Origin of the sequence: Pseudomonas sp. NFX224 (genome assembly GCF_048565165.1) — a bacterium.
Taxonomy (GTDB): Bacteria; Pseudomonadota; Gammaproteobacteria; order Pseudomonadales; family Pseudomonadaceae; genus Aquipseudomonas.
The window spans coordinates 1,444,691-1,467,790 of sequence record NZ_CP183416.1 but is presented as its reverse complement, the minus strand read 5'-3'; the positions used below and the strand labels follow the sequence as shown (position 1 = coordinate 1,467,790).

The 23,100-nt window shown below is 57.9% G+C and carries 25 protein-coding genes and 1 tRNA gene; 19 read left to right on the top strand and 7 right to left on the bottom strand.

Going from position 1 to position 23,100, the window contains the following annotated elements:
• The first annotated feature begins 5 nt into the window (after positions 1 to 5).
• The 19 genes from ACNYC6_RS06550 to ACNYC6_RS06460 are packed head-to-tail and all read left to right on the top strand — an operon-like array spanning position 6 to position 14,540.
• The gene (locus ACNYC6_RS06550) at positions 6 to 455 is read left to right on the top strand and encodes a phage protein (RefSeq protein WP_123434208.1); all 450 of its coding nucleotides are present in this window, start codon (positions 6 to 8) and stop codon (positions 453 to 455) included.
• A complete protein-coding gene (locus tag ACNYC6_RS06545) occupies positions 455 to 667 on the top strand; it encodes a TraR/DksA C4-type zinc finger protein (protein WP_419711603.1) in 213 nt (70 codons plus the stop codon). Before ACNYC6_RS06550 ends, ACNYC6_RS06545 begins: the two co-directional genes overlap by 1 nt.
• Complete coding sequence (locus tag ACNYC6_RS06540; RefSeq protein WP_123434210.1) at positions 664 to 870, top strand: hypothetical protein; 207 nt, start codon at positions 664 to 666, stop codon at positions 868 to 870. Before ACNYC6_RS06545 ends, ACNYC6_RS06540 begins: the two co-directional genes overlap by 4 nt.
• Positions 867 to 1,394 (top strand): lysozyme, encoded by a 528-nt coding sequence (locus ACNYC6_RS06535; RefSeq protein ID WP_419711602.1) that lies wholly within the window; start codon positions 867 to 869, stop codon positions 1,392 to 1,394. The genes ACNYC6_RS06540 and ACNYC6_RS06535 overlap by 4 nt, the downstream gene beginning before the upstream one ends.
• Complete coding sequence (locus ACNYC6_RS06530) at positions 1,391 to 1,858, top strand: lysis system i-spanin subunit Rz (protein ID WP_419711601.1); 468 nt, start codon at positions 1,391 to 1,393, stop codon at positions 1,856 to 1,858. The genes ACNYC6_RS06535 and ACNYC6_RS06530 overlap by 4 nt, the downstream gene beginning before the upstream one ends.
• Positions 1,859 to 1,896: 38 nt before the next feature.
• Positions 1,897 to 2,184: a putative phage tail assembly chaperone gene (locus tag ACNYC6_RS06525; protein ID WP_123434213.1), complete on the top strand. Its 288-nt coding sequence runs from the start codon at positions 1,897 to 1,899 to the stop codon at positions 2,182 to 2,184.
• 23 nt (positions 2,185 to 2,207) lie between these two features.
• Positions 2,208 to 2,348, top strand: coding sequence for a DUF6890 family protein (locus ACNYC6_RS06520; RefSeq protein ID WP_419711600.1), 141 nt, complete (start codon positions 2,208 to 2,210; stop codon positions 2,346 to 2,348).
• A gap of 6 nt (positions 2,349 to 2,354) precedes the next feature.
• On the top strand, positions 2,355 to 4,337 hold the full coding sequence (locus ACNYC6_RS06515; RefSeq protein ID WP_419711599.1) for a phage tail tape measure protein: 1,983 nt from the start codon (positions 2,355 to 2,357) through the stop codon (positions 4,335 to 4,337).
• The gene (locus tag ACNYC6_RS06510; RefSeq protein ID WP_419711598.1) at positions 4,334 to 4,651 is read left to right on the top strand and encodes a DUF2590 family protein; all 318 of its coding nucleotides are present in this window, start codon (positions 4,334 to 4,336) and stop codon (positions 4,649 to 4,651) included. The genes ACNYC6_RS06515 and ACNYC6_RS06510 overlap by 4 nt, the downstream gene beginning before the upstream one ends.
• Positions 4,648 to 5,823, top strand: a complete 1,176-nt coding sequence (locus tag ACNYC6_RS06505; protein ID WP_419711597.1) for a baseplate J/gp47 family protein — start codon at positions 4,648 to 4,650, stop codon at positions 5,821 to 5,823. The genes ACNYC6_RS06510 and ACNYC6_RS06505 overlap by 4 nt, the downstream gene beginning before the upstream one ends.
• Entirely contained in the window at positions 5,816 to 6,427 is a 612-nt protein-coding gene (locus ACNYC6_RS06500; RefSeq protein WP_419711596.1) for a phage tail protein, read from the top strand. Before ACNYC6_RS06505 ends, ACNYC6_RS06500 begins: the two co-directional genes overlap by 8 nt.
• Entirely contained in the window at positions 6,417 to 8,084 is a 1,668-nt protein-coding gene (locus tag ACNYC6_RS06495; RefSeq protein WP_419711595.1) for a phage tail protein, read from the top strand. Before ACNYC6_RS06500 ends, ACNYC6_RS06495 begins: the two co-directional genes overlap by 11 nt.
• Positions 8,085 to 8,092: 8 nt before the next feature.
• Positions 8,093 to 8,803 carry a phage tail protein gene (locus ACNYC6_RS06490; protein WP_419711594.1) on the top strand — a complete coding sequence of 237 codons (711 nt, stop codon included), beginning with the start codon at positions 8,093 to 8,095 and terminating at the stop codon, positions 8,801 to 8,803.
• Positions 8,800 to 9,720 (top strand): hypothetical protein, encoded by a 921-nt coding sequence (locus tag ACNYC6_RS06485; protein ID WP_419711593.1) that lies wholly within the window; start codon positions 8,800 to 8,802, stop codon positions 9,718 to 9,720. Before ACNYC6_RS06490 ends, ACNYC6_RS06485 begins: the two co-directional genes overlap by 4 nt.
• On the top strand, positions 9,717 to 10,259 hold the full coding sequence (locus ACNYC6_RS06480; RefSeq protein WP_419711592.1) for a DNA-binding protein: 543 nt from the start codon (positions 9,717 to 9,719) through the stop codon (positions 10,257 to 10,259). The genes ACNYC6_RS06485 and ACNYC6_RS06480 overlap by 4 nt, the downstream gene beginning before the upstream one ends.
• Positions 10,256 to 10,966, top strand: a complete 711-nt coding sequence (locus tag ACNYC6_RS06475; protein WP_419711591.1) for a hypothetical protein — start codon at positions 10,256 to 10,258, stop codon at positions 10,964 to 10,966. The genes ACNYC6_RS06480 and ACNYC6_RS06475 overlap by 4 nt, the downstream gene beginning before the upstream one ends.
• Positions 10,939 to 11,889, top strand: coding sequence for a hypothetical protein (locus tag ACNYC6_RS06470; RefSeq protein ID WP_419711590.1), 951 nt, complete (start codon positions 10,939 to 10,941; stop codon positions 11,887 to 11,889). The genes ACNYC6_RS06475 and ACNYC6_RS06470 overlap by 28 nt, the downstream gene beginning before the upstream one ends.
• Position 11,890: 1 nt before the next feature.
• A complete protein-coding gene (locus ACNYC6_RS06465; protein ID WP_419711589.1) occupies positions 11,891 to 13,795 on the top strand; it encodes an SGNH/GDSL hydrolase family protein in 1,905 nt (634 codons plus the stop codon).
• Between the two features lie 19 nt (positions 13,796 to 13,814).
• A complete protein-coding gene (locus ACNYC6_RS06460) occupies positions 13,815 to 14,540 on the top strand; it encodes a hypothetical protein (RefSeq protein WP_419711588.1) in 726 nt (241 codons plus the stop codon).
• A gap of 84 nt (positions 14,541 to 14,624) precedes the next feature.
• Here the strand turns inward: ACNYC6_RS06460 and ACNYC6_RS06455 are convergent, their stop codons facing one another.
• From ACNYC6_RS06455 to ACNYC6_RS06425, 7 genes are all read right to left on the bottom strand, one after another.
• A complete protein-coding gene (locus ACNYC6_RS06455; RefSeq protein ID WP_419711587.1) occupies positions 14,625 to 17,147 on the bottom strand; it encodes a hypothetical protein in 2,523 nt (840 codons plus the stop codon).
• A 611-nt stretch (positions 17,148 to 17,758) separates the two neighbouring features.
• A complete protein-coding gene (locus ACNYC6_RS06450; protein WP_419711586.1) occupies positions 17,759 to 18,676 on the bottom strand; it encodes a hypothetical protein in 918 nt (305 codons plus the stop codon).
• Positions 18,677 to 19,164: 488 nt separating this feature from the next.
• Positions 19,165 to 19,238: transfer RNA gene (locus ACNYC6_RS06445), tRNA-Gly, on the bottom strand.
• A 178-nt stretch (positions 19,239 to 19,416) separates the two neighbouring features.
• On the bottom strand, positions 19,417 to 20,301 hold the full coding sequence (locus ACNYC6_RS06440) for an alpha/beta fold hydrolase (RefSeq protein WP_419711585.1): 885 nt from the start codon (positions 20,299 to 20,301) through the stop codon (positions 19,417 to 19,419).
• A gap of 313 nt (positions 20,302 to 20,614) precedes the next feature.
• On the bottom strand, positions 20,615 to 21,307 hold the full coding sequence (locus ACNYC6_RS06435) for a pseudouridine synthase (RefSeq protein WP_419712917.1): 693 nt from the start codon (positions 21,305 to 21,307) through the stop codon (positions 20,615 to 20,617).
• A 34-nt stretch (positions 21,308 to 21,341) separates the two neighbouring features.
• A complete protein-coding gene (locus ACNYC6_RS06430) occupies positions 21,342 to 21,560 on the bottom strand; it encodes a cysteine-rich CWC family protein (RefSeq protein WP_419711584.1) in 219 nt (72 codons plus the stop codon).
• Positions 21,547 to 23,040 carry a sensor domain-containing diguanylate cyclase gene (locus tag ACNYC6_RS06425; RefSeq protein ID WP_419711583.1) on the bottom strand — a complete coding sequence of 498 codons (1,494 nt, stop codon included), beginning with the start codon at positions 23,038 to 23,040 and terminating at the stop codon, positions 21,547 to 21,549. Before ACNYC6_RS06425 ends, ACNYC6_RS06430 begins: the two co-directional genes overlap by 14 nt.
• Positions 23,041 to 23,100 lie beyond the last annotated feature (60 nt).

The following is a 23,100-nucleotide window of genomic DNA, read 5'->3' as shown; positions in this document are numbered from 1 at the left end:
CCCCTATGTCACGTATTGGCGGCAAGAACTTCGACGTGAACCTGGGCGATCTGCTGGTTCACGTCGAAAGCTGCACCCTGGATATCACGGACAACACCGCGGTGGCGCAGAGCGGCGGTGTCCCCGACGGACACGTCGACGGCGACGTGTCGGGCAGCGGGGAAATGGAGTTCGACACCAGCAACTTCAACCTGCTGATCGAAGCCGCTCGCACGGCTGGCAGCTTTCGCGAGCTCGAGCCATTCGACTCGATTTTCTTTGCCAAGGCCGGCGACGAGGAACTGCGTATTGAGGCTTTCGGTTGCAAGTTGAAGGTATCGAGCCTGCTGAGCATCGATCCGAAAGGTGGCGAGAAATCCAAGCACAAGGTGCCGTTTGACGTCACCAGTCCGGACTTCATTCGCATCAATGGCGTGCCGTACCTGGCCGCCGCCGAGATCGAGGGTCTGCGCTGATGTCTTGCCCGTTCGATCGCGCCCAGGCAACGGAGCAACGCCAACGCGACCAGGCGATTGCCGCCCAGTTGGCTCAGCCGCGCCCGATCGGGCCAAGCCGTAGTAAGTGCCTGGACTGTGACGGCGAAATCCCCAAAGCGCGCCAGGCGCTTGGCGGGATCTTGCGTTGCGTGCCATGCCAGTCAATTTTTGAGAAAGAGGTTCGCCGATGAGCACGAATCAGGCCGCTCAGGACACCGCCATTGTATTCCTCAAGGCGTCACCGGCAATCGGCGTGGCCGCTACCGGTGTGACAGGTGCCATCGACTGGTCAGCGGTAGCCTACATGCTGACCGCGCTCTACATGGTGCTGCAGATCGTGCTGCTGGTCCCCAAGTACCGTCAGATGCTGCGCGACTGGAAGGGCAAGTTATGAACCTGCGCACCAAGATCGCCACCGGCGCCATTGCGCTGTCCAGCGCTTCCTTGCTCGGTTTTCTGGGCCAATGGGAAGGAGAGGGTCAGAACGTGGTGTATGCCGACAAGCTGGCCCGGGGGCTACCGACTGTGTGCAAGGGCATCACCCACCACACTAGCCCCTATCCGGTCGTGATCGGTGACTTCTGGTCAGACGCTCGCTGTGACGAGGTGGAGCAGCTGGTGATCGAGAACGACCAACTGCAGCTGGCCGACTGCATCACCAATCAGCAAGTGGGGCAGAACACCTTCGACGCGCTGAGTAGCCACGCGCACAACTTCGGCGTGCCGACGACGTGCGCCAGTCGTGCGGTCGGCCTGATCAACGCCGGACGCATCGCGGACGGTTGCAAGGCGATGGCCTGGGCTCCGGATGGCAAAACACCGGTGTGGGCTTTTGTTACCGATGCCCAGGGCCGCAAACAGTTCGTTCGCGGACTGCATGCACGGCGCCTGGCGGAAGCGAGCCTGTGCGCGCAATGACCATTCCACCGTTACGCCTCGTCCTTTTTCTTCTGCTGTCCGGGCTGCTGGTCTGGTTTGCATTTGACCAGGTGCGCGATCAGCTCGACACCGCGCGCCGCGAACGCGACGACGTCCAGCGTGAGGTTACTGACCTGCGCGAAACGGCCCGAATCAGCGGTGAGTCGTTGGCTGCCCGCGATGCGATCGATCTTCAACGTACTCAGGAGCTGAGCCATGCGCTCAATCAAAACGATGACCTGCGCCGCGCTGTTGACGATGGCCGTCAGCGGCTGCGCGTCGCCGCCACCTGCGCCACCGCCACGCCCGCCCAACCCGGCGCCGGCCGCGTGGCTGATGCAGGCGCCGCCGAACTCACAGCAGACGCTCGATCGGATTATTTCACCCTCAGAAATCAGCTTGCCCTCAGTCGGCAAATGATCCTGGGCCTGCAGGACCACGTGCGCAGGATCTGCCTGCGCTGAGCCTCACCATTTTTGAATCCCAAACGGAGCAAGACCCGATGAGCGAAACACGCGATATCACCCTGGAAGTCGGCGACAAAGAATTCACTTTCACCCTGTCGCCCCAGGACGTCACCAAGTACTTCAACGCCTTGACCCAGAACAACAAGGTCGCCCCAGCCAACAACCTGCTGGTTAACACCGTGAAGCAGGAAGAGCGCGCCAGCCTGAAGGCACTGCTCGGCAATCCGGTGATGGTGATGACGCTCGCCGGCACGCTGGTCGAGGAATACGGCCCGGATGTTGAAGTCATCGTAAAAAAGCCCTCGACCACGCTGAGCGCCTGAGTGAAGACGGACTCGGTCAACTGATGACCTTGTCCCGTCGCTGGCTGCCTGGTGCTGAGCCCACACCCGAGGTGATGGGCGCGGCTAAGTGGTTAGAGGACGAACACTGGAGACGCATGGAAATCGCCGTGGCTAACGGCATCGCTCATGCACTGAACGGATAAATACACATGGCTGACCGCGCTGCTCGCCTGGCCTTCATCTTGAGTCTGACCGACAAGGTCACCGCGCCCCTGGGCAAAGTGAAAATGGGGTTTTCCGACCTTGCCGAAAAGAGCGAAAAAAACATCAAGACGATGGGCCTGGGGCTGGGTGGCATGGTCGGTGCCGGTGTGGCCATTACCGAATCTTTGGCGCCGGCGCTGGAGATGAACCGCGCCCTGGGCGAGGTCCGATCGCTGGGCGTGGCGGAGGATGCATTGTCCGCACTCAATCAGAAGGCGTTGGAGTTTTCGGTTACCTACGGCGAAAGCGCCCGGGACTTTGTTGCCTCGGCGACCACCGTCGAGGGCGCCATCAAGGGGCTGACCGGTAACCAGTTGGCGGTGTTCACAAATGCTTCGGACGTCATGGCCAAGGCGACCCGGACCGATGCCGAAACGATGGGGCATTACGTGGGCACCATGTACAACCTGTTCAAGGGGCAGGCCGACGCCATGGGCAAGGGCGAATGGGTTGAAAAACTCGGCGGCCAAACAGCGCTGGCTGTGCAGCTGTTCCGCACTGACGGCGCGCAGTTGAAGGACGCATTCAAGGAAGTCGGCTCGATCGCCACCACCGCCGGCGTGGACCTGGCCGAGCAGTTCGCCGTGATCGGCTCGCTCAGCAGCACCATGGAAGGCGGGGACGCTGGCGGCATCTACAAATCATTCTTCGAGAACATCGGCGGGGCTTCGGAAAAGCTGGGGATGAAGTTCGTCGACCAGAACGGCAAGTTGCTGCCGATGCTCGACATCCTCGACAAGCTGGAAGGCAAGTTTGGCGATCTGAACAGTGCCAGCACCGGCGCCAAGCTGATCGAAGCCTTTGGCGGGGAGGGCGCCCGCGTCATCACCGCATTGACCAAGGACACCGACCGCCTGCGCAACGGCATGGACCAGCTGGGCAAAGTCCGAGGCCTGGAGAACGCCGAGAACATGGCCAAAGCCATGGTCGATCCGTGGCAACAGTTCGCCGCTGCCGTCGAGGCGTTGCGCATCGCCTTTGGCCAGGTGCTGATTCCGATCCTGGCGCCCCTCATGGATAAGCTGGTGGGCATCGGGAAAAGCCTTACGCGCTGGACACAGATTTTTCCGAATATCACCCGCGTGATCGGCATCACCACGCTGACGATTTTGGGCATCGTGGCCAGCATGTCGCTGCTCACCCTCGTCGTCGGGATCGCCCGAACCACTTGGCTTGGGTTGGTCACGGTGTGGAAAGTGGTACAGCTGCTCAATCTGCGCACCGCTGCAGGGTTCGTCCTGCAGAAGCTGGCCATCTTGGCCTATACCGCCGTGATCTATGGCCTGAGCGCCGGCCTGGCTGTCATTCGGGGCGCCATGATGCTGTGGCAGGGCGCGATCTGGCTGGTCAACTTTGCCCTGACCGCCAACCCGATCGGCGTCGTGGTGATGGGGATCGCCGCCTTGGTCGCGCTGGTCATTGCCGCCGTCTACTACTGGGACGAATGGACCGCCGCGCTGCTCAACAGTGAGGCCTTCAAGTGGGTCAGTGAGCAGTTCAAAACGCTGTCCGACTGGTTCGGCTCCATGGGCGGCTGGTCGAGCATCGCCAAGGGCGCGTGGGACAGTATCGTCGGCGTCTTTTACAAGGCTATCAACAGCCTGATCGAAATGATCAACAGCATCCCGGGCGTGAACATCGAAGCGCGTTTTGGCGGCATGCCGGAAGTGCCCGGTGTCGACGCGGCGGTGAGCGCGGCCAGTGCCGCCAGTACCGCGCAGAAAACCCAGCAGACCATCAATGCGGCGATCCCCAGCCTTTCACCGTCGCGGGCCTCTGCTGTGCCCCCGGGCGGGTTGCTGACCAGCATTCAGAACACCAGTAGCCAGAACAAGGGCACCCACGTTGAAAACGTGAACATCCACACCGCCAAGCCGCTGACCCCGCTGGAGCTGGAAAACATGGTCGCGATGGGGGTAGGCGGATGAGCCTCTACATCGATCTGCTGATCACCGATAACGACCTGACCTTGGACCCCTCGAGCCAGCCACTGCTAGTGGACGATCGGGCCAGCATCGCCCAGGACATCGGTCACATGATCCGCGAAAGCGGGCTGTTGGTGACGCAGGTCGCCGAGCGCGATCGCTTCCGACAAGCCGACTGCATCCAGCAACTGGAACTGCTGGTTGAGGCGGACGTGCGCCTGGTACCAGGCACCGTCCGGATCCTTGAAGAGGGGAAGGGCCGGTACCTGGTCACCGCCAAAACCGTTGAATTCGGATCTGTCGAGGTAGTGCTGTGAGTGACGTAGATTTCAAGCAGGCGTTGAGTGACGCCGGTATTCCGACCACCGAGGCCAAGCTGCGCGCTGCCTGGGAACTGGAAGTCGTCGCCCAGGGCAGCAAGTTGAGCAACACCAGCGCCTGGTCGCCGTTCTGGCGAGTGATCACCGCCTTGGTGACCAAGCCGGTCATGTGGCTGATCGACTTTATCGCCGGCACCGTGTTGCCGAACTTCTTCGTGAAGACCGCCACCGGTGCTTGGCTGGACATGCTGGCCTGGGCGGTGAACGTCACCCGCAAGCCGGCGACCAAGGCCGAGGGGTTGCTGCTGTTCACCCGCAGCGCGCTGGCCGGGTTGCTGGAAGTCCCGGCCGGTACTCGAGTGCAGTCGATCGCGATCAACGGCAACGTGTATGAGCTGGTGACGGTGGCAGCGGCCAGCTTTGCCGACGGTGAATCGCAGATCCGGGTGTTGGCCCGGGCCAAGCAGGCCGGTAGCGGATTCAATCTCGCACCAGGTTACTTTTCCATTTTGCCGGAGCCGGTGCCCGGGGTTGTCCAGGTGGTGAACGCTGACGGTTGGCTGAGCCAACCCGGCGCCGACACCGAGCCCGACGACGAGCTGCGCCTGCGCGTGCGTAACCAGTTCTCAGCGGTCAACCAGTGGCACACCGACGCCGTGTACCGCGCCATGATCGCTGTGTTCCCTGGTGTGCAGCCCGATGGCGTTTACTTTGAGCACAACGCGCCCCGGGGCCCCGGCAGTGCCAATGCATTCGTGCTGTTCGAAGCCGATTCGCCGGCGGATACCTTCCTGGCTGAAATCAACCACTACATCCGCGACCAGGGCAACCATGGCCACGGTGACGACCTGCTGGTGTTGGAGATGCCCGCCACGCTGCACACCGTGAAGCTGACGGTCTGGCCCAAGGCTGAAGTCGGTGCCGAGCGCTGGCCTGCGTTGAAATCTGACATCGAGCTGTTCATCCGCGCCGCGTTCCGTGAGAGCACGGCCAGTGACTATCAGCCGACGCTGACTCACCCTCAGTCGCGGTTTTCCTTCAGCCGCTTGGGCGAGGAACTGCACCAGCAATTCCCGGGCATCGACTCGCTGGACTTTGACAACGCGGACATCATTTCCAAGCTGACCATCCCGCGCCTGTCCGGGGTTGAGGTGATGTTAAATGCTTAAGTTGAGCCTTCCGTTTTGGCTTGACGGGCCGGAGCTGGCCAAGCTGAAAGCGGCCGCGCAAGCCTGGTGGATCAAGGTCGAAGGCTGGCTGCATTGGCCGTTGCTGCAGATGGACGCCGAGACCTGCCACCTGAGCGTGCTCGATCTGCTGGCCTGGCAGCGCGACATCCAGCGTTTCCACGGTGAGCCGGAAAAGCTCTACCGCCGGCGGGTGAAGTACGCGTTTATCAATGCCGTGGACGCGGGCAGCACGGCCGGCATGGTCCGCATTTTCGAACGCCTGGGCGTCGGTTATGTGGAGATCCAGGAGCGCCTACCGGACCTCGATTGGGACGTGGTCCTGCTGCACCTGTCCGACACACAATTGAGCGAAAACCCGGTGCTGCTGCGCGTCCTGATGCAGCAGTACGGGCGCACGTGCCGGCGCTACGACTTCGTCACGATCACCCCCGTGAAGCTGAACATCGGCGTGGCCGATCTCAACGACGACCAACAAACCCTGATTGCCACCCTGGACGACAGCGCCAGTCGCCTGGTCGTGATCAACGAGCTCGCATTGCTCACCTTTTTGAACAACCCGTTTAGGAGCACCTATGGGAGCTAGCATCACCCTTGCCGGCGAGAGTCTTATTGCCCAGAAACAAGGCGCCGGGGAGAAGCTCGAGGTTGCTCGTTTCGTCCTGGCGCTTGTGCCAGGCCTTGACCCGAACGCCCCGGTGGATCGCGCCGCCGGCAAGCCGCCAGCGTCGCAGATCGTCTTCACCAAAGCCTACGACCGCAAAGGCTACGTCAGCCCCAATCAGGTGATCTACAGCCTGATGGTGGGCTCTGACGTCGGCGACTGGGACTTTAACTGGATCGGTCTGGAAGCGTCGGAAGGCGTGCTGCTCGCGGTCGCGACTGTGCCGGTGCAGCAAAAACGCAAGAACATTCCGCCGCTGCAGATCGGCAACAACGTCACCCGCAACTTCCTGGTGGAGTTCAACGGTGCCCAGGCGCTGACGGGCATCACTGTCGATGCCAGTACGTGGCAGCACGACTTCACGGTTCGCCTAAACGGCATCGATCTGCGCGAGCGCCTGAGCAACCGCGACGTGTTTGGTCGTGTCTGCTACCTGGCCGACAGCCTGCAGATGGAACGCAGTTTTGACCTGTACCAGGTGAAAGCGGGCATTGCCTACGTGGAAGGGATCCGTGTCGAGCTGGCTGAGCCGGTCCAGGTGCAACTACCGGCGCTCCCCGTCAAAGCCTGGCTCGACGTGGCGCTGGCCCGTGAGGGTAGCGACGCAGTCGCTGCATGGAAGGTGGTGTTCGGGGCCGAGAAGACGGACTACGTCGACAGCAATGGCACCGCGCATTACCTGGTGGAGCTCGCCCAGGTGTCGGTGTCCGAGGACATCACGGATCTGCGTCAAAGCGAGCCGATCACCGGTGCCCTGGTTAAGCAATTCGCGTTACGCAATGGCGACTACGAAAACCTGCGCGCCCGGGCTACGACCAAAGACGACGTTGACCTGGGCGAGTTGCCCAATGCGAAAAGCGATGACCCGGGCACGGATAGCAGCGAGATTCTGGCGACCACCAAGGCGCTCAATGCCCTGCGCAAAGTTATCGCTGACTCGGAGGTCGGTCGTATCGGCACCTTTGCGATGGCCACACCGCCGCCGGGATGGTTTCGGGCCAATGGCGCGGCGGTGTCGCGCACGGTGTACGCCGCGTTGTTCGCCAAGATCGGCACCCTTTACGGCGCCGGTGACGGCGTCAACACGTTCAACCTGCCGGACCCACGCGGCAAGTTCATCCGCGTTCTGGATGACGGTCGCGGCATCGATGCCGGCCGGGTATTGGGTAGCTCCCAGGCGGATGAAACGCGCATCCATAACCACGCCGGCAGTTCGGCGGCTGCGGGTGGACACAGCCACTCAAGCAGTTCAGGGGCTACAGGTGGCCACAGTCACACGGCATGGGCGGACGCCCAGGGTAACCACGCCCACACCGTCAACAACGCCAGTTCATCGGGCGGCGTCTACGGCACTTGGTACTACGCAGATAGTGGCAGCGGATCCGATCAGCCCGCGAACATCACCAACGAAGCGGGTAACCACTCCCACAACATCGGCGTGGGTGCAGTCGGCGACCACGCGCACGTCATCACCGTCGGCGCTGTTGGTGATCACGCTCACGCCATCACCGTGGGTTACTCGGGAGGCGCGGAGACACGTCCCCAGAACATCGCCTTCCTTGCCTGCATTAAGTATTGAGACCCGCCATGGATACTAAAACCGTCTATCAAACCGATCACCTGGGCATCTTCACCGGCAAGACCGTGGCCGATCGCTCGCCGCTGGAACCGAATGTTTGGTTGATTCCCGGCGGGTGTGTCGAAGTGGCGCCGCCGGCGGTACCGGAAAGAAAGGCGGCGTTTTGGGATGGTCGACGCTGGCAGTTGGTCGACTCTTATCAAGGGCTGACGGCCTACAACATCCAGACCCGTGAGCCCCTGGTCATCGAGCGTGCGGGTTCGCTGCCGACCGGTTACACGCTGGAAGTGCCAGGCCCGGGCCAGATCTGGGGCAATGGCCACTGGGTCGACGACATCCCGGCCGTGATCGAGTTGCGCTACGTCGCCCAACTGGCGGTGGTCAACACGGCGTGCCTGCAGGAGATCACCGGCGGGTTCTGGTCGTCGGTGTTGGGCGATCGCTATTTCTACGAAACCCAGCTTCAGGATCAGTTGAACCTGACCAGCATGATTTTGCGCGGCTTGAGTGGCGTCTACCCCTGCCAGGATCAAGCCGGGGTGAAAGCCTTCCTGGAACACACCAGCGACCAGCTGCGCCAGATCGGTGACGAGTTCACCGACTTCAAGCTACAGCGTCTGCTCAAAGCCAACGACCTCAAGCAAGCCTTGGCAGCGGCGCGGTCGACGTCGGATCTGGACGCGCTCAACGCTGTGGTGTGGGAGTCCACGCCGGTATGATTTGGGCACCCATCACCATGCGCTGGCCGGAGCAGTCCACCCAGTGGCTTGACGACCTCGAGGCGGCCAAGGATCTGGCGAGCAGTGAACTGACCAGCACCGGGCAGCGCCTGGCGGGTCTGGCCGACTTGGCCACCACCTCACCGGGGCCGGTCGGCGCCGCTGCAGAAGCGGCCGTGGCCGCTGGCCGCGCCGGGCTCAGTGATGCCTTGGGCGAAGTCCCGGCCTGCCTGGTGGTGACGCCGTTTCAAAGTGGAGTAGGGCAGGGACGCGGTAACCAGCGTTATCTGTCCGCGCCGAACTTGCTGCAGCAGCTGGGCGAGAAGCTGGAAGACACCGGTGACGACGGGCGTCCGGCGGGGGCGCAATACGCCTTGGCGGTGATGTTCCTGGGCACGCGCTACGACAAATTCGCGGCGACCTTGTCCCGATTCAATGCCGTGCTGCCGATGCCCGACCTGCAGCGCGCCGAACGTCGAGCGAAAAACCTGTTCGCGCTGGACGCTGAAAAGTGGGAACTGCCCACCGCCGGCACGCTGCCGCGCTGGGGGGCGTTGCCCCTTGAGCGTTGCACCGTGACCAAGGCCGCCACGCAAACCTTGAACAGTCAGCTGTCGGCACTGGAAAGCTACGCCGACAGTTCGCCGATGGCGGATCTGGGGCGATTGGCCGCCCGCAAAGCCAGCCAGGCCCAGGCCCAGGCCCAACAATTGGCCGACCTCAAGTCGCAGTTCGCCGGCGGCACGGCCGACGACACCATGCGCGCCCGCCTGATCGGTCCGGGGAATGCCGCCGAGTTGCGGCACCAGCTGCTGCAGGGCGACGCACCAGGGCACGAGTGGGGATTGTCGGCCGGCGTGCTGCTGGTCGGCTCCCTGAAGGGGTTGGGCTTTGTTCGGGAACTGGTGGGCCTATGACCTTATTGCTCGATGGCGAACAGGTACGCGGCAAGAACCTCAAGGTCACCGCCAACCTGCGAATTGAAAGTGACGACCTGTCCGGCCAGACCAGCAACACCGACTCGGCCCACAAGGGGTTCAAGCCCAAGACACTGGCGGTCACGTTGCTGATCCCCTTTGTCGATGAGTCGCAGCTGCGCAACCTGATGCGTCTGGCTGAGGCGACCGACACCGGCGGCCAGCTCAAAACTTACCGGCTGGTCAACGACACCGCGTCCGCATTCGGCGTACGCCAGGTGCAGTTCTCCGAGGGTGTCAGCGCCCGGGAGGACGACTCGCTTCGCGCCTGGCTCGTTCAATTCACGCTGTCGGAAAAGCTCTCCAACCCCGAGCGGGTCGAGACGCGTCGAGCGTCCAAGGATGTCACGCAACAAGGCGCCCCGGGGCAGTCAGTGACGGCACCTGGTGCAGGTGAACCCGGCGCACCAGGTCAGGAGCTGAGCGGCTTCGAAGCCACCCTGAAAAAGCTGGATAACTACCTGGGCGGTGGGGCATGAGCATGAAGCTGCACAAGGTGCTGACCGTCGGTGGCGTGGTCTATCCGCTTATCACCGATGACGTTCGCCTTGAACTGCGTACCCCCGGCCGCGCAACGTTGACCATTCAAGCGGCGGCGCCGGTAAAGGGGCTGGTGACGCTCGATATTGGCTACAACGACAGCCCGCTGCAGCGCCACTTCATTGGCTACGTCGAGCGTTGCACACCGTCCAACGCGATCGAGCAAGTGCTGTTCTGTCGCGAACTGGCGGCGATCTTGGCCAACCCGTTGCCGCTCAACCTGCGCCATGCGGATCTGACGACGGTGCTGGGCGAGATCAACCAGAAAACCGGGTTGAGCTTTCGAGTGCCGGACATGGCATACGCCAAAGTCAAAGCCCCGTTCTTCTACAACCTGGCCGCCGGCTATCAGGCCATGGATAGCCTGTCCCGGGTGTTCGGGATCCCCGACTTTATCTGGCAGCAGCAAGGCGACGGCGAAGTGTTTGTGGGCAGTTGGGCTGACGGCTTTTTCGGTTCCCGATCGCCGCTGCAGCTGCCCGTCGAGCTGTTCAACGGCTACCAAAACAATCAGAGCGCGATGATCGCGGCCCTTCCCGGGTTGCGACCAGGTGCATCCATCAATCAAGGGGAGCGGATCACCAACGTGACGCTCACCGGCAACCAAATGGCGATCCGATGGAAGACGCAATCCGCCGCAGCGTAGAGCGGCAATTTCCCGAACTCACCGGCGGTTATCACCTGCCGCGCTTCGCCCGTGTGGTGGGTGTGGCTGATGCCCCGGCCGGCGCCGGGATCTGCGACGACTTCCGTCCGCGCTTTGCGGTGGACCTTGAGCTGTTGGGTGAGGACGACGAGCCGGATCCGGACTTGCCAGTGCTTGCCGGCGTGCCGCTGCCCATGCCCATGGGTGGCGATGAGATGGGCTTTTTCGCCTTCCCCGAAGAAGGGACGCGGGTCGTCGTATCCTTCGCCTATGGCCTGCCGAGCAAGCCATTTATCCAGGCAATTCTGCCGCACGGCCTGAGCCTGCCCAAGGTGCCGAAAGGTGACCAGGTGTGGCAGCACAGCGAAGCCGCCCAACAGCGAGCTGACGCAGACGGCAACTGGCTGCGCCAGACCGATGGCCGGATCCGGGACAAGTCGATCGAGCGCGAGATTGAAAGCCTGACCAACGTCGAGCGCCACCAGAGCAGCACGGTGACGGTGGACGACCATTCGACCGAGTCGGTCGGGGGCATCAAGACGATGGAAGCGATCGGCGCGCTCAAGTTGCTGTCGGGCGGATCCGCCAGCCTGGCCGCACTGGATGACCTGCACCTGGCCAGCGGGCGCGACCTCAACCAGGTGGTGGGTCAAAAGCTCAATCTGACGGTGGGAGGAGACTTGCTCGAGCGCATCGAAGGCGCCCGCCGCAGCATCGCCCGCACGATCTGGCTGGGCTCGGAGTCGGTGAACGTGCTGCAGGTGCTGTGCGATCTGATTGACCTGGTCACCCAGACGAACACCGAACTGGCGGGCCACGTCCACGGACCGAGCCCAGTCCCAGCCAACGCCGCGAACTTCACCACCAACGCCGGTACCGGCCTACAGCTTATTGGGCAGCTCAAGCCCATCACCGGAGCCTAATTTGGAACTCAAGAGTTTCTTTGCACAAGACGACCTGGGCAACGCCTTGCCTGCTGCGACCTGCTACCTGTACGAGCGCGGGACCGAGAACATCGTGTTGGGTTTGCGTAAGAGCAACGGTTTGGGGTTGCTCAACCCTTTCCTGGCCGACGCAAACGGATTGGTGCAGTTTGCCGCACCCAACGGGCTGTATGACCTGCGCATCACCAAAGGGAAACGGGATTATCGTTTGCCTGTCCAGTTCCTGGACGTTACCGAGTCCCTGGCCGAGGCGAACGGCGCGGCATTACGCGCAGAATCGGCAAGGGACGCTGCCCAGTTGGCTGCCGGCGTGAAAGCCAGTCCGGCGGAAGGCTTGCGCACGACGACCGATGGCATGTTCTTCACGGTGGTTTCACCCGAGAACGCCCAGTCGCTCATTCTGTTTAAAAATGAAGCGGGCGTTGCGGTTGAGCAAACGCGCTACCCGAGTTCGACCGCCGTCGAAACGATCAATAACTTCGTTCAGAGCAAATTCAAAGTTCAGACCGTCAATGACACGTTAATGGCTGTACGTGATGCCGCTGGACATGAAACGTGGATGGGCATCAATAACCGGGACGGCGGGCCCAGCAATTGGGCGCTGAAGATGTTGTACAAGTACCTGGGCGTCAAGCCGGCGAATGTCCCGGGCCTGCTGTATGCATTTCCCGACGCACTGGGACGACTGACTGATTTGTCGATCCGCGATACCGATGGTCAGGTGCCGGACTGGGTGATTTTTCGCTGGGCCAAACGGCTGAAACCGCTGATCGGCGGTGACGACAGCCATCCAAAAACCGCTTACAACAACATTTCCAACTTACCTCAAATGCGAATGAAGCAAGGCCAGATTCGCGCGGGTGTGCCTGGGGTGAAGCTGTACCTGAAAATCATCGGCGACTCCTATTCCGCCGGCCAATACTTCTACGTGAATGACCTTACGCGTTTTTTAGCCAAAGACTTTGGCTTTGGTGGTTCGGGTTACATCGGCTTCAATCACGGCGCGTCCCTCGGGGCAAAGAACTTTTTGTATAGCAACAGCAGCCTTTCTTATTTTGGCGGCAGCTGGACGCTATCGCCGTTGGGGGCGGCCAGTCCCGATAACAGAACGATCAAGGCGGGGGCTGCTGGTGATTACGTGAGCATCACCGCCGTCGACACCGCGGATATCTCGACAGTCGCGACGCTGGCGAAACTGCTGTTCCTGGGCGATGGCACGAATTCCACCCTGCGCTATCGCTGGGGTGATGCCCTGGAGTGGAACACGCTGTCACTGTCCGGAACTGGGCCTCAGCAATTGGCTTTCCCTGTCTTGCCTGCCGGCGGTAACTGGAAGTTCCGCATGGAGGTTGTGACCGGCACGCCGACGCTGTTTGGCCTCTACACCGAAAACAGTACGTCGGGTGTGGTCGTGTCCAAGTGTGCGGCCAGTGGTTCGGCGTCGGGCGATTGGTACAAAAACGATGCGGCCTGGTTAACGCAGCAGAAGACCGCCACGGGCTTCATTCCAGCGGACGCAGTGCTGATCATGCTGGGGGGCAACGACCAGGGAGCATCGGTCCCGCCGGAGACCTTTCTCGCCAACCTGCAGGGCGTGGTCGCTTCCCACCTGGAAGTCCATCCCGGGGCTTCTTTCATCGTCGCTATGCGATGGGAGACCACACGAACCAGTCAGCACCCCATGAGCGCTTACACCAAGCTCGTCGCCGCTTGGTGTTGGTCGCAGGGCCTTGCTTTTATGGACATGCAATACGCAGCCATGGGTGATCCAGCGAAGTACGCGAGCACCGGCGAAACGCCTCTGATCAGTACTGACAAGATCCATCCGGATCCGGTGAAGGGTTCGCCAGTAATTTCCTCATTTTTCTACACCGCGCTGCGCTGAACGCAGTAAGGAGCATCAAATGTTTTCTCTCGTGATCAGCGCACCTGGTGTGTTGTCCAACCCGCTTCCCGATACGCCGAACATCCCTGATGTGCAGTCCAATATCATTTACGAGCTCGATGCTGCGAGCCTGGCAGCGCTTGCCGACGGTGCCGCCGTAGATACCTGGCTGGCAAACGGGCCGGCACCGATCGTTAACCGAACCTTCAACTACCAATACGCAGGTTGGGGGAAACCGAAGTTTTCGCGAACCGGGGGACCAGGGGGCAATCCTGCAGTGCTATTGGATGGGACACAGCACATTGCAAACGGTCCAGGCACGATCGCTATCACGCAATCCATGACTTACGCGATGGTCGTTCAGGCCTCCGTCTTTACGGCGAACCAAACGCGTCTGTTGTCTTCGGGTGTTCAGCTCATTGCACCAGGTACGAATGGCTTCTATGAAAGTGTTTCAGCAGGCAGTCGACTTGAGAGCGGTGATAAATCGACAACCTGGACAGTCATAGTCGCCGTTTTCGATGGGCCAACGTCCAAGATCAAAGTCGGTAACCATCCGATCGTCGAAGGCCCAACAGGTGTGTCTGTCAGCGGACGGAGTGTTTTGGGGAGCCAAGGAGCGACATTGGCCACAGGGGGGCTTGTGGGTGGCTATGCGTTTGTCAGGGCGTACGATCGAGCACTGAATAACTCGGATATCGAAGCGGCCTCAATTGAGCTTCATCGAGCCTACGCAATATCTTAAGTACGTGTCATGCCTCGCATAGGCGGGGCATTTTCAGTTCAGCGGCCACGGAGAATCGATGGTGATGAAGTCTAATATAAGGCGTTAGCGTAGTGCGTTAACGAAATATTCAATTTTAACGGTGATACTTTCACCGTTGTCGGTGAAGTTGATAGTGATGGGTAGTCCGTTTTCTAAATTCTCATAGTTTACTGTGATCAAACTTTCACCTGGTAAAACCAGATAATAGCCAGAGCTGTCACAGTCAATTTTAACAAATTTAACTTCTCCTTTTCCATCTGGCCATGTGATGGTTCGGCCTGATGTCGTAAATCCGACTGAAAGGAATTTTTTTAATGCGCGAGAAGAGCAGATTATCCATTCGGCTTTACGAGTGGGAAGTGTGAGTTCTGAGTTTTCAGTTTTGTGGTTGTGAAACAATATCTGACCGTTCAGCCAGTTGTGAACTTCTTGCGCTAAATTTGACCCGTGCGAGTCGAAAAGGTAATGGGTGTCGGTGTCTGCAAGGAATGCTTCGCGTGGCAAGCTTAGATGTGAAACTATTGGATCAACTTTGTTTATCGTGAATTTTTTAAATAAGGAATATTTGCTAGCTGACGATCGGAAAGCTTTAGTGAATTCTTTTTTAAATCTATCTAAGGAGGCGGGGTCTAGCTTCTGAGTGGCAATCTGAGACTTAGTTTTTTGATCAAGTGCAGCGCTCAGTAGTTCGCAAAATTTACAAGCATACTCCTGTAATATTATTACCTGGTCGGACAGCACTCCAAGCTTGTCCAGGAATCTGTCGTTAGCCAAGGTTTTAAGAAGCGATGTTTTAAGTAGTGGGACTCTTTGAGATGCTGCCTTTAGCTCACTCAACACGCTATTGGGTATCGCAGGTGCAGTCATCTCCGGTTTAATGGTTGCACCAGTTGCGCGGAGTATGTATATGTTCCAAAGCTCATAAACTACAAGAGCCCCTATGGCATCTACTATTTTATACTCCTGAAGGTCATTGCGAAGCGAGTAAATATCACTAAAATTCTTCGCGGCTAAAAAAGCTTCGATGCATTCCCCCAAAGATGTCGGAACTGGAGAGTGGCCAACATTAAATGATCTCGCCCCGGCGGGGTTGCGTAGTTCTCTACACTCGACAACTGTTTCGGGATGCGTAGAAAGTAACGTAGCTAAAGCTCTTAAAGTCACTGTTTCTATTTCACTAGAAAACCTTTTTAGCGATATCCCCTTCCAGCACTCATCTAGTGCCGTATCTATATCTTTAAATTTTTCCTTAAGTAGCGCGTTATCGGAGATTTTTGCTTGGAGATATGTTTGCATCTCTGGTTTGTACTTGGTCTCAATTTTGTCGCTAAGCTCGGCTTCGGTGATTCGTCCAGCATACGTGTCAACAACGTCTTTATCGAAATCCGGTAAAAATTTGTTCCCCCATAACTCTGAAACTTTTTCAGGGACGCCCCATCCCCCTTCGTGGTAATTGCTCTTGAATTGTACAACTTGACGTACATTACTCAAAAGCTCAGGGATATTTTCCGGTTGTTCACGAACAGCGGTTTCTACCAAGAAAATAAAATGCTCTTGCAAATATGTATAGGCCTCATTGCTGGACTTGTCTTTGTTAGCAAAATAAAGAAACAGACGGCCATTTCGGCAGAAGCGACCATACGCAGGGAGTTTGTCTTCTCTGAATCTAGCGATCCTTTCGATGACTCCAATCTGAGATCTGTACTCTTCTTTGGACAGGATCGCCATCATGGCAAGGTACAAATAGAACCCTGCTACGGCTTGATAAACGTCGACCTCTCTAGACGTTTCGACCGCCGCCAAAACCGAAGGGAGGGAAGCCAGAAAATGACGTGAATACTCATTTGCTTCATGATTTTCTAAATTACTGAAGGCTTCGTAGGAAATTGTTTTTATTCTGGGGTCTAAGTCTACCTTCGACGGATCAGTGCAAAGTAAATAGGATTCCAGTTCTATCAGGGCGGCGATACTGTCCTGAATTCTAATTTTATTGCTGAAGTGGATTTTTACTTTTGATGCGTAAGAAAAAAATAGATTCTGCGCAATCGCAGGTCGTAAAAAGCATGCCTCTGCATAATTGTGAATGCTCCGAAATATGCGCTCGTGTATTTCTTCTATATTCGACATGAAAGTGTACGTAAACTTAAGATGCCTATACACAAGGTAAATCACGAAGCCAAACCAAATTGTTAGTGCGCATAAGTATGGCACTAATAAAATCAAATCAAATGCCTGAATTGCAATAATTAACTTTGTTGCGATTGATGTCGCTAGAATTATGAACAGTTGGCGATTTAGACGCTTGGCATCTATTCCTGAAAGTGAAGATGTGATTTTTAATAGTGATGGGCTTCTGTAGCGTGTTCTGGTGGTTTCGATTACATTCAAAGAAATTGGGAGTGCAAGTGCGCCCAAGGCTGCGGCAACTGTGATTATGTCTGTTACTAATGTCGCCCATATGGCGCTTTTTTCTACTGCGATTGCCGCTTGCGCAGCTGACATAATCCAATGGTTAAAACTATCAATTGCTTGGTTGGCCATGCAGCTGAATTCAAGTAAAGAGTTAAAAATTTCAGAAAAATCCATTTTTGCATATCTCACTTGGCAGTTAGATGTTCGGCCGCATTAGTGCATGAATTGTTTTCTTATTTTTGGAACGGCTTTTTATCGCACGCTTGTGTGTGAAATCTACACTAATATCTTCAGCAAATCTGCCAGGGTGATCGTCACCGTCGGAGGCTGGTCAGTTCGAACGGAATAGGGTGGGAAAGCTTGTGCAGGCACCCATGGCGGGCAAAATCGCCAGGCAAAGAAAAAAACATCTGAAAAAGCACTTATCCCCCTCCCGCCGACGGGCTTTGTGTCCTTTTTTTGTGCAAATCCGTACGTAGTGAAAACGAACCTGCGGACCAGGCGGGCTATGGGGCTCCGCAGTCGATCGGCAATTTCATTTTGTGCAAGGTTTTGAAAGGAAATGCAGCGCGGGTGCACAGCGGCACGCGGGGCGGTCACGGAAGGGGTGGCTCTGGAGTCCCCGGATTCATTGGGCGAAAACTTTTAAATCGTGGGTTTTGGCGTGTTTTTGGATTTCGAAGTGCTCGCACTTCCGCGTTTTATGGCTTGGGTGTCGGGATGATAAAATGCCTGCCGCCCTTAGCTGGCAGGCGTCTCCGGGATAGTGCTGATTTTCAGTAGTTTTACCAGCGACTCGACTTTCGAGACGGGGAAAATTCAACCAATACCAGGAAATCGTCGAACAGTGTCGACGCTTTATTGAGCTGACCAACTAAAATTTCGGCTTCAGCGGCTGGCTCTCGTGGCTGCAGTTTTTTGCGATGGGCTTCATCCAGGTGATTGAATTGAGACCTGAACATTTCATCGTCATCGGCCTTGTGCGGATGTAGATGGAGACTATGCACAAGAAGGTTACGTCGCTGGAGGAGAAACTGAAGACCGTCGTCTTTGTTAGACGTCTGGAATGCGCGCAGGCGCTTCCAACTGCCGCTATTGCATAGGTGATTGTTCATCGGTCTCACATTCGCATGGATGCGATCCATGACAGCATGAAAGCCGTTGTGGTCGAATTTTCGAATGTTGAAGAAGGTGAAGTCTAGGACTTGCCCTATTCGATCCCAAAACGAAAAGAGGCGAATGTACGCAGCTTCTGCGTGCTCCCAGAAAGCTGATTGCGCATGTTTTTGAAACAATTCTTCGGTGCCCGGTTTGGGCTTTTGCAGTAAATCCGGCTGCTCGACCAGCATTGTTGATCCGGTCATGAACAAATGAGCGCGTATGACTGATTTCCGTGCGCGCTGGAATACATCGAACACCTCACGCATCGAGCTCCCCGGGTAGTCATCAGCAAGGGGAGGACTTTCGCCTGTTCGTATTAGATACAGCTCGGGGGGGCCGCCCAAATGCTCTACGACACGATTAATGCGCTTTTCAAAGTGCCCATTATCACCGCCCGCAGGCCATAGCTGTGTGAATCGTCCTTGCTGGATTCTCTCATACTGGCCCAGAACAACCACTTCATTTGCGACGTAAGCCACAGCATTGCTGAGGACCGCGACCAGCTGTTCGTTCGTGATGGAAGGATCGTCTTCGGTACTCATTACTTCCCCCTAAAAATGAATGCAGCATAGCTCGACGGATGCCATCTTCGGGAAGGGCGTGGCGAAAAGGTAATTTCGGTAATAGGTATCGGAGACGGGGCTGGAGCCCTTGTATTGCGTGGCTTTGAGCAATTACCAGAGAAGGTAATTTTGGGTAATTGAAAAGGTAATTTTTTTGTAAGGTGATGATTTCAAAGGGTTTTTTAAGGTAAGGGTCTAACCATGCCAAAAGATAATCTAATTACTAAAAAATTACCCTATTATTACCTTTAACGATATGAGCTAACCAGTTGATTTCAAAGGTTTTTGAAGGATCTAAAAAATCCAATTACCAAAATTACCTTTTTCCCATGGGTCAACATAAAACGGGGAGGGGGTAGGACGGGGCTGGCCAGAAGCGTGACACGCAAATTCTTGGTAACTGTCACTGAAACTGTCACCAGCTTCGCCTGACGCTACCTCGATACCGCTGGAGGCCTTGAAAATAGTGGAGCGGGTGAAGGGAATCGAACCCTCGTTATCAGCTTGGGAAGCTGGAGTAATGCCATTATACGACACCCGCTCAGAGCGGTGACTTTGTACCAGATGTGCGCGGGGAAATGAAGTTTTTCTTTGCGCCAGATGGGTTTAGCGCAGATGACACGGGGCAACGACCGCATGACGGTCTGTCGCGGGCAAGCCTCGCTCCTGCACAAGGGAGTCAAGGCTGCGGAGCGTGGCTTGCTCGCGATGACGCTGTTTCAGATGGCCAATGCATGGTGGTCCTGAACGTAGTGGTAACGCGGTCGGCTTTCAAACTGTGCCGGTTTCAGGAAACCCATCAGCGCGTTGCGGCTGTCTCGGCAGGCGGCTTTGTGTTCCATGTCGAGAAAGTGGCCGGTGGCCTGGATGGTGTTGAAGGTGCTGTGTTGCACATGGTCAGCGAAGAGTCGGGCGTCGTCGGCGGCGGTGTATTCGTCCCATTCGCCGTTGAGAAACAGCACCGGCACGTCGATTTTTTTCGCCGCGTGCAGGTAGCACTGGCGGTCGCTGTGCAGCACGTCGTTGATGTGGAAGTGCATCTGCCCGTACTCATGCTCGGCCAGGGAGCTGACGTGACGGTAGTTGAAGCGCTTGAACAACGACGGAAGATGTTTGCCAATGGTGTCGTTCACCAGATGCCCGACCCGGTCGCCGTCGCGGCTGCCGAGGTAATCGACGCCGCGCTCGAGGTAGTCGAGCATGTGCGCGTTGATCACCGGGGAGAACGAACTGATCACGGCTTTTTCGATCCGCCGTGGCCGTTGCGACAGCGCCATCATGGTCGCTGCGCCACCCCAGGAAAACGACAGCACGTGTTCGGCGGCGAAGTGGTCGATCAGCTCCAGGAGGATCTGCCCTTCGATTTCCTTGGTGAGCATTTTCTCATGCAGGTTGTGGGCTTTCGACTTGCCCGCGTAGGGCTGGTCGTAGCAAACCACATTGAACTGCGGATGAAGGTTTTTCACGGTTTGTGCAAACGACGCAGTCGTGGCCATCGAGCCGTTGACCAGGATGATGGTCTTCTCTGCGGCGTCTGCGCGATAGAACTCCGTGTAAACCCGATACTGACCCTGTATATCCAGCACAGCGATTTCTGGCCTCATGTCATATGACTCCTGGCAAGCGGGTATGCGCGCAAAAGAGATTGCACGAGCTTTGTGACAGGTAGGCATACGCCTGGAATTTGAGAGGCCCATGTCGATCCATTGCAGTCCGGTCGACGGGTATTGTTATTGGCGGGCAGTCTGCCGGATGAGGCCGGAACCCAAGGGTTCCTACCGGCAAAAAGTTTCTTAGAAGTATTTTGTGACTCGTCGGTCACATTTCGCGCCGACGTCCTGATTCAAGCAGGGGTCACATCATTGCGCAAGTGCCGTTGGTAAATTGTTCGACAACTTCTGCTGAGCGGTAGGTCGCTTAGATCAATCCGATCTCTTGATCGGTCAGCGGGCGGTATTCGCCCGGTTTCAACGCATCGTCGAGCACCAGCGGCCCCATGCGTTCACGGTGCAGGCGCATCACTTTGTTGTTGAAGTGGCCGAACATGCGCTTCACCTGATGATAGCGGCCTTCGACGATGCTCAGGCGCGCCGATTTAGGCCCGAGCAGTTCTAGCCCGGCCGGTTGAGTGGTGAGGTCTTCAAAGGCGAAGTACAGCCCTTCGTTGAAGGTGATCGCGTATTCGGGGCCGATGTCCTGCTCGGTTTCGACGTAGTAGACCTTCGGCAGTTTGGTCTGCGGCTGGGTCAGGCGCCGCGACCAACTGCCGTCGTTGGTGATCAGCATCAGGCCAGTGGTGTTGTAATCCAGGCGCCCGGCGATGTGCAGTTCGTCCTTGTCCGGTTCATGGATCAAGTCGAGCACGGTCGGGTGCTGCGGATCGCGGGTGGCGCTGACGCAACCGGCGGGCTTGTGCAGCATGAAGTGGCGCAACGGTTTGCCGACTTGCAGCACCTCGTCGTCGACTTCCAAACGGCTGAACTCGCGGACTTCGCTGTGCGGGTCGCTGACGATTTTTCCGTCAACCCTGACGCGCTTTTCGACCAGCAATAAGCGTACTTGCTTACGGTTGAAGCGAGGCAGGTTGCTGAGAAAACGGTCGACGCGCATGACTTGAGGATCGGTAAAGAGAGGGCCGCGCATCTTACGTGATCGGCCGCGCCGCTGCTTGCAACTGCGCGTCGACTTCAGCACAACGCGGACACAGGCACGCGGCGTTGCGCAGTTCGGCGGGCAGTGCTTCAAGCACCGCCGGGTCGATGCTGACGCCGTAGCACCAGCACGCCCGGTCAGCGGTTCGCGGGTCGGCCAGGGCGCAGTCGTTGGGTGCGCCGCAGGCGGGGCAGAGGTCAGGCGGGTTCATAACTGGAGTGAGGCTTTTCCACGCAGGTGCGGTTGCGGCCACTTTGTTTGGCCCGGTACATCGCATGATCGGCCCGCGACAGCAGTGTGTGCAAGGTGTCGTCGGTTTGCAGGGTGGTCAGGCCGATGCTGACGGTCAGCTGCAAGCTGCTGCCGTTGTAGGCATAACGCTGTTGTTCCACATGTTGGCGAATTTTCTCGGCGATCATCAGACCGGTCTCACCGTCGGTGTCCTTGAGCAGCACGATGAATTCTTCACCGCCCCAGCGGCAGACGATGTCGGAATGCCGCAGGCAGCTCTCCAGATCCCGTGCGAAGCCGATTAACACCTGATCACCCGCGAGGTGGCCGTAGGTGTCGTTCAAGGCCTTGAAGTGGTCTAGATCCAGCAGCAGCGCCGTCAGCGGTTTGGGTTCGCGCTGAGCCTCGTGCATGGCTTGCGCGGCCAGCAGGTCGAAGCCGCGACGGTTGGGCAGGTCGGTCAGGCTGTCGAGGGTGGCCTGGGCCTGGATCCTGCTCTGATAGCGCTTGATCACCCGGTTGAGCAGGGCCAGCACGGTCAGGGTGACTGCCAGGCAGATCAGCAGGTTGAGGTACAGCGAGCGACGGATGTCACTGAGGTCGCCGTCTTCGCGTTTGTCGACGAACAGGTACCAGTTCAACTCGGGGATGAACCGCACGTTGAGGAAATGTCCTTGGCCTTCGCCGGAATATTCGTAGCTGCCGCTGTGGGGTTTGGGCAACTGACTGACCAGGTTTTTCAGGCCGTCGACTTCACCGAGCGTTTGTCCGGCCCGCGCACCATCCGGCCCGCCCTCGGCGCCGGTGAGTACCAGGCGCCCGAAGGTGTCGACGAAGTACACGCTGCGCTGGTAGCGCTGCTGGTATTTGTCGATCAGTTTGATCACCGCATCGACCGTCAGCCCGACACCCGCCGCACCGATGAAGCGGTCGTTGTAGTCGTACACCTTGTAGTTGATGAAGACGGTCAGGTTGTCTTTGTTGGCGAGGTCCGGGTCGACGTTGATCTCGTAGGGATCGTTCATGTCGCGCACACGAAAGTACCAGGCATCGCGGGGCTCGGTCGCCTTGACCTGCTTGAGCACGCCCTTGGCGTGGTAGTAGGTCAGGCTGGTGTTGGAGACGAAGAACGCGGTGTAGGCGCCGTAATGGGTCATGACCTCGTTGAGGTAGCGGGTCATCTGGTCGGAATCTTTTTCACCGTTGACCACCCAGTCGCGCATGAAGGTGTCGCGGGCCATCATCGAAGAAATCAGGATCGGTCTGACGAGGTCTTTCTGGATTTCCGAATAGACCGTGTCGGATGTCAGCGGCAGTTCGGTGTTGACGATGTTGTCGCGGATCGACGCCCGCGAGGCGTAGTAACTGAGCAATGACGTGGCGAGGAAACCCGCGCCCAGCAACACGACCAGCGTAAGGATCAACGAACGTTGAGAATACAGCGGTGAGCGAAGCGGCATGGCAATTCCATTGTCAGTATTCCGATGGCATGCATTCTAGTGGCACTGCCGGGAAATAAC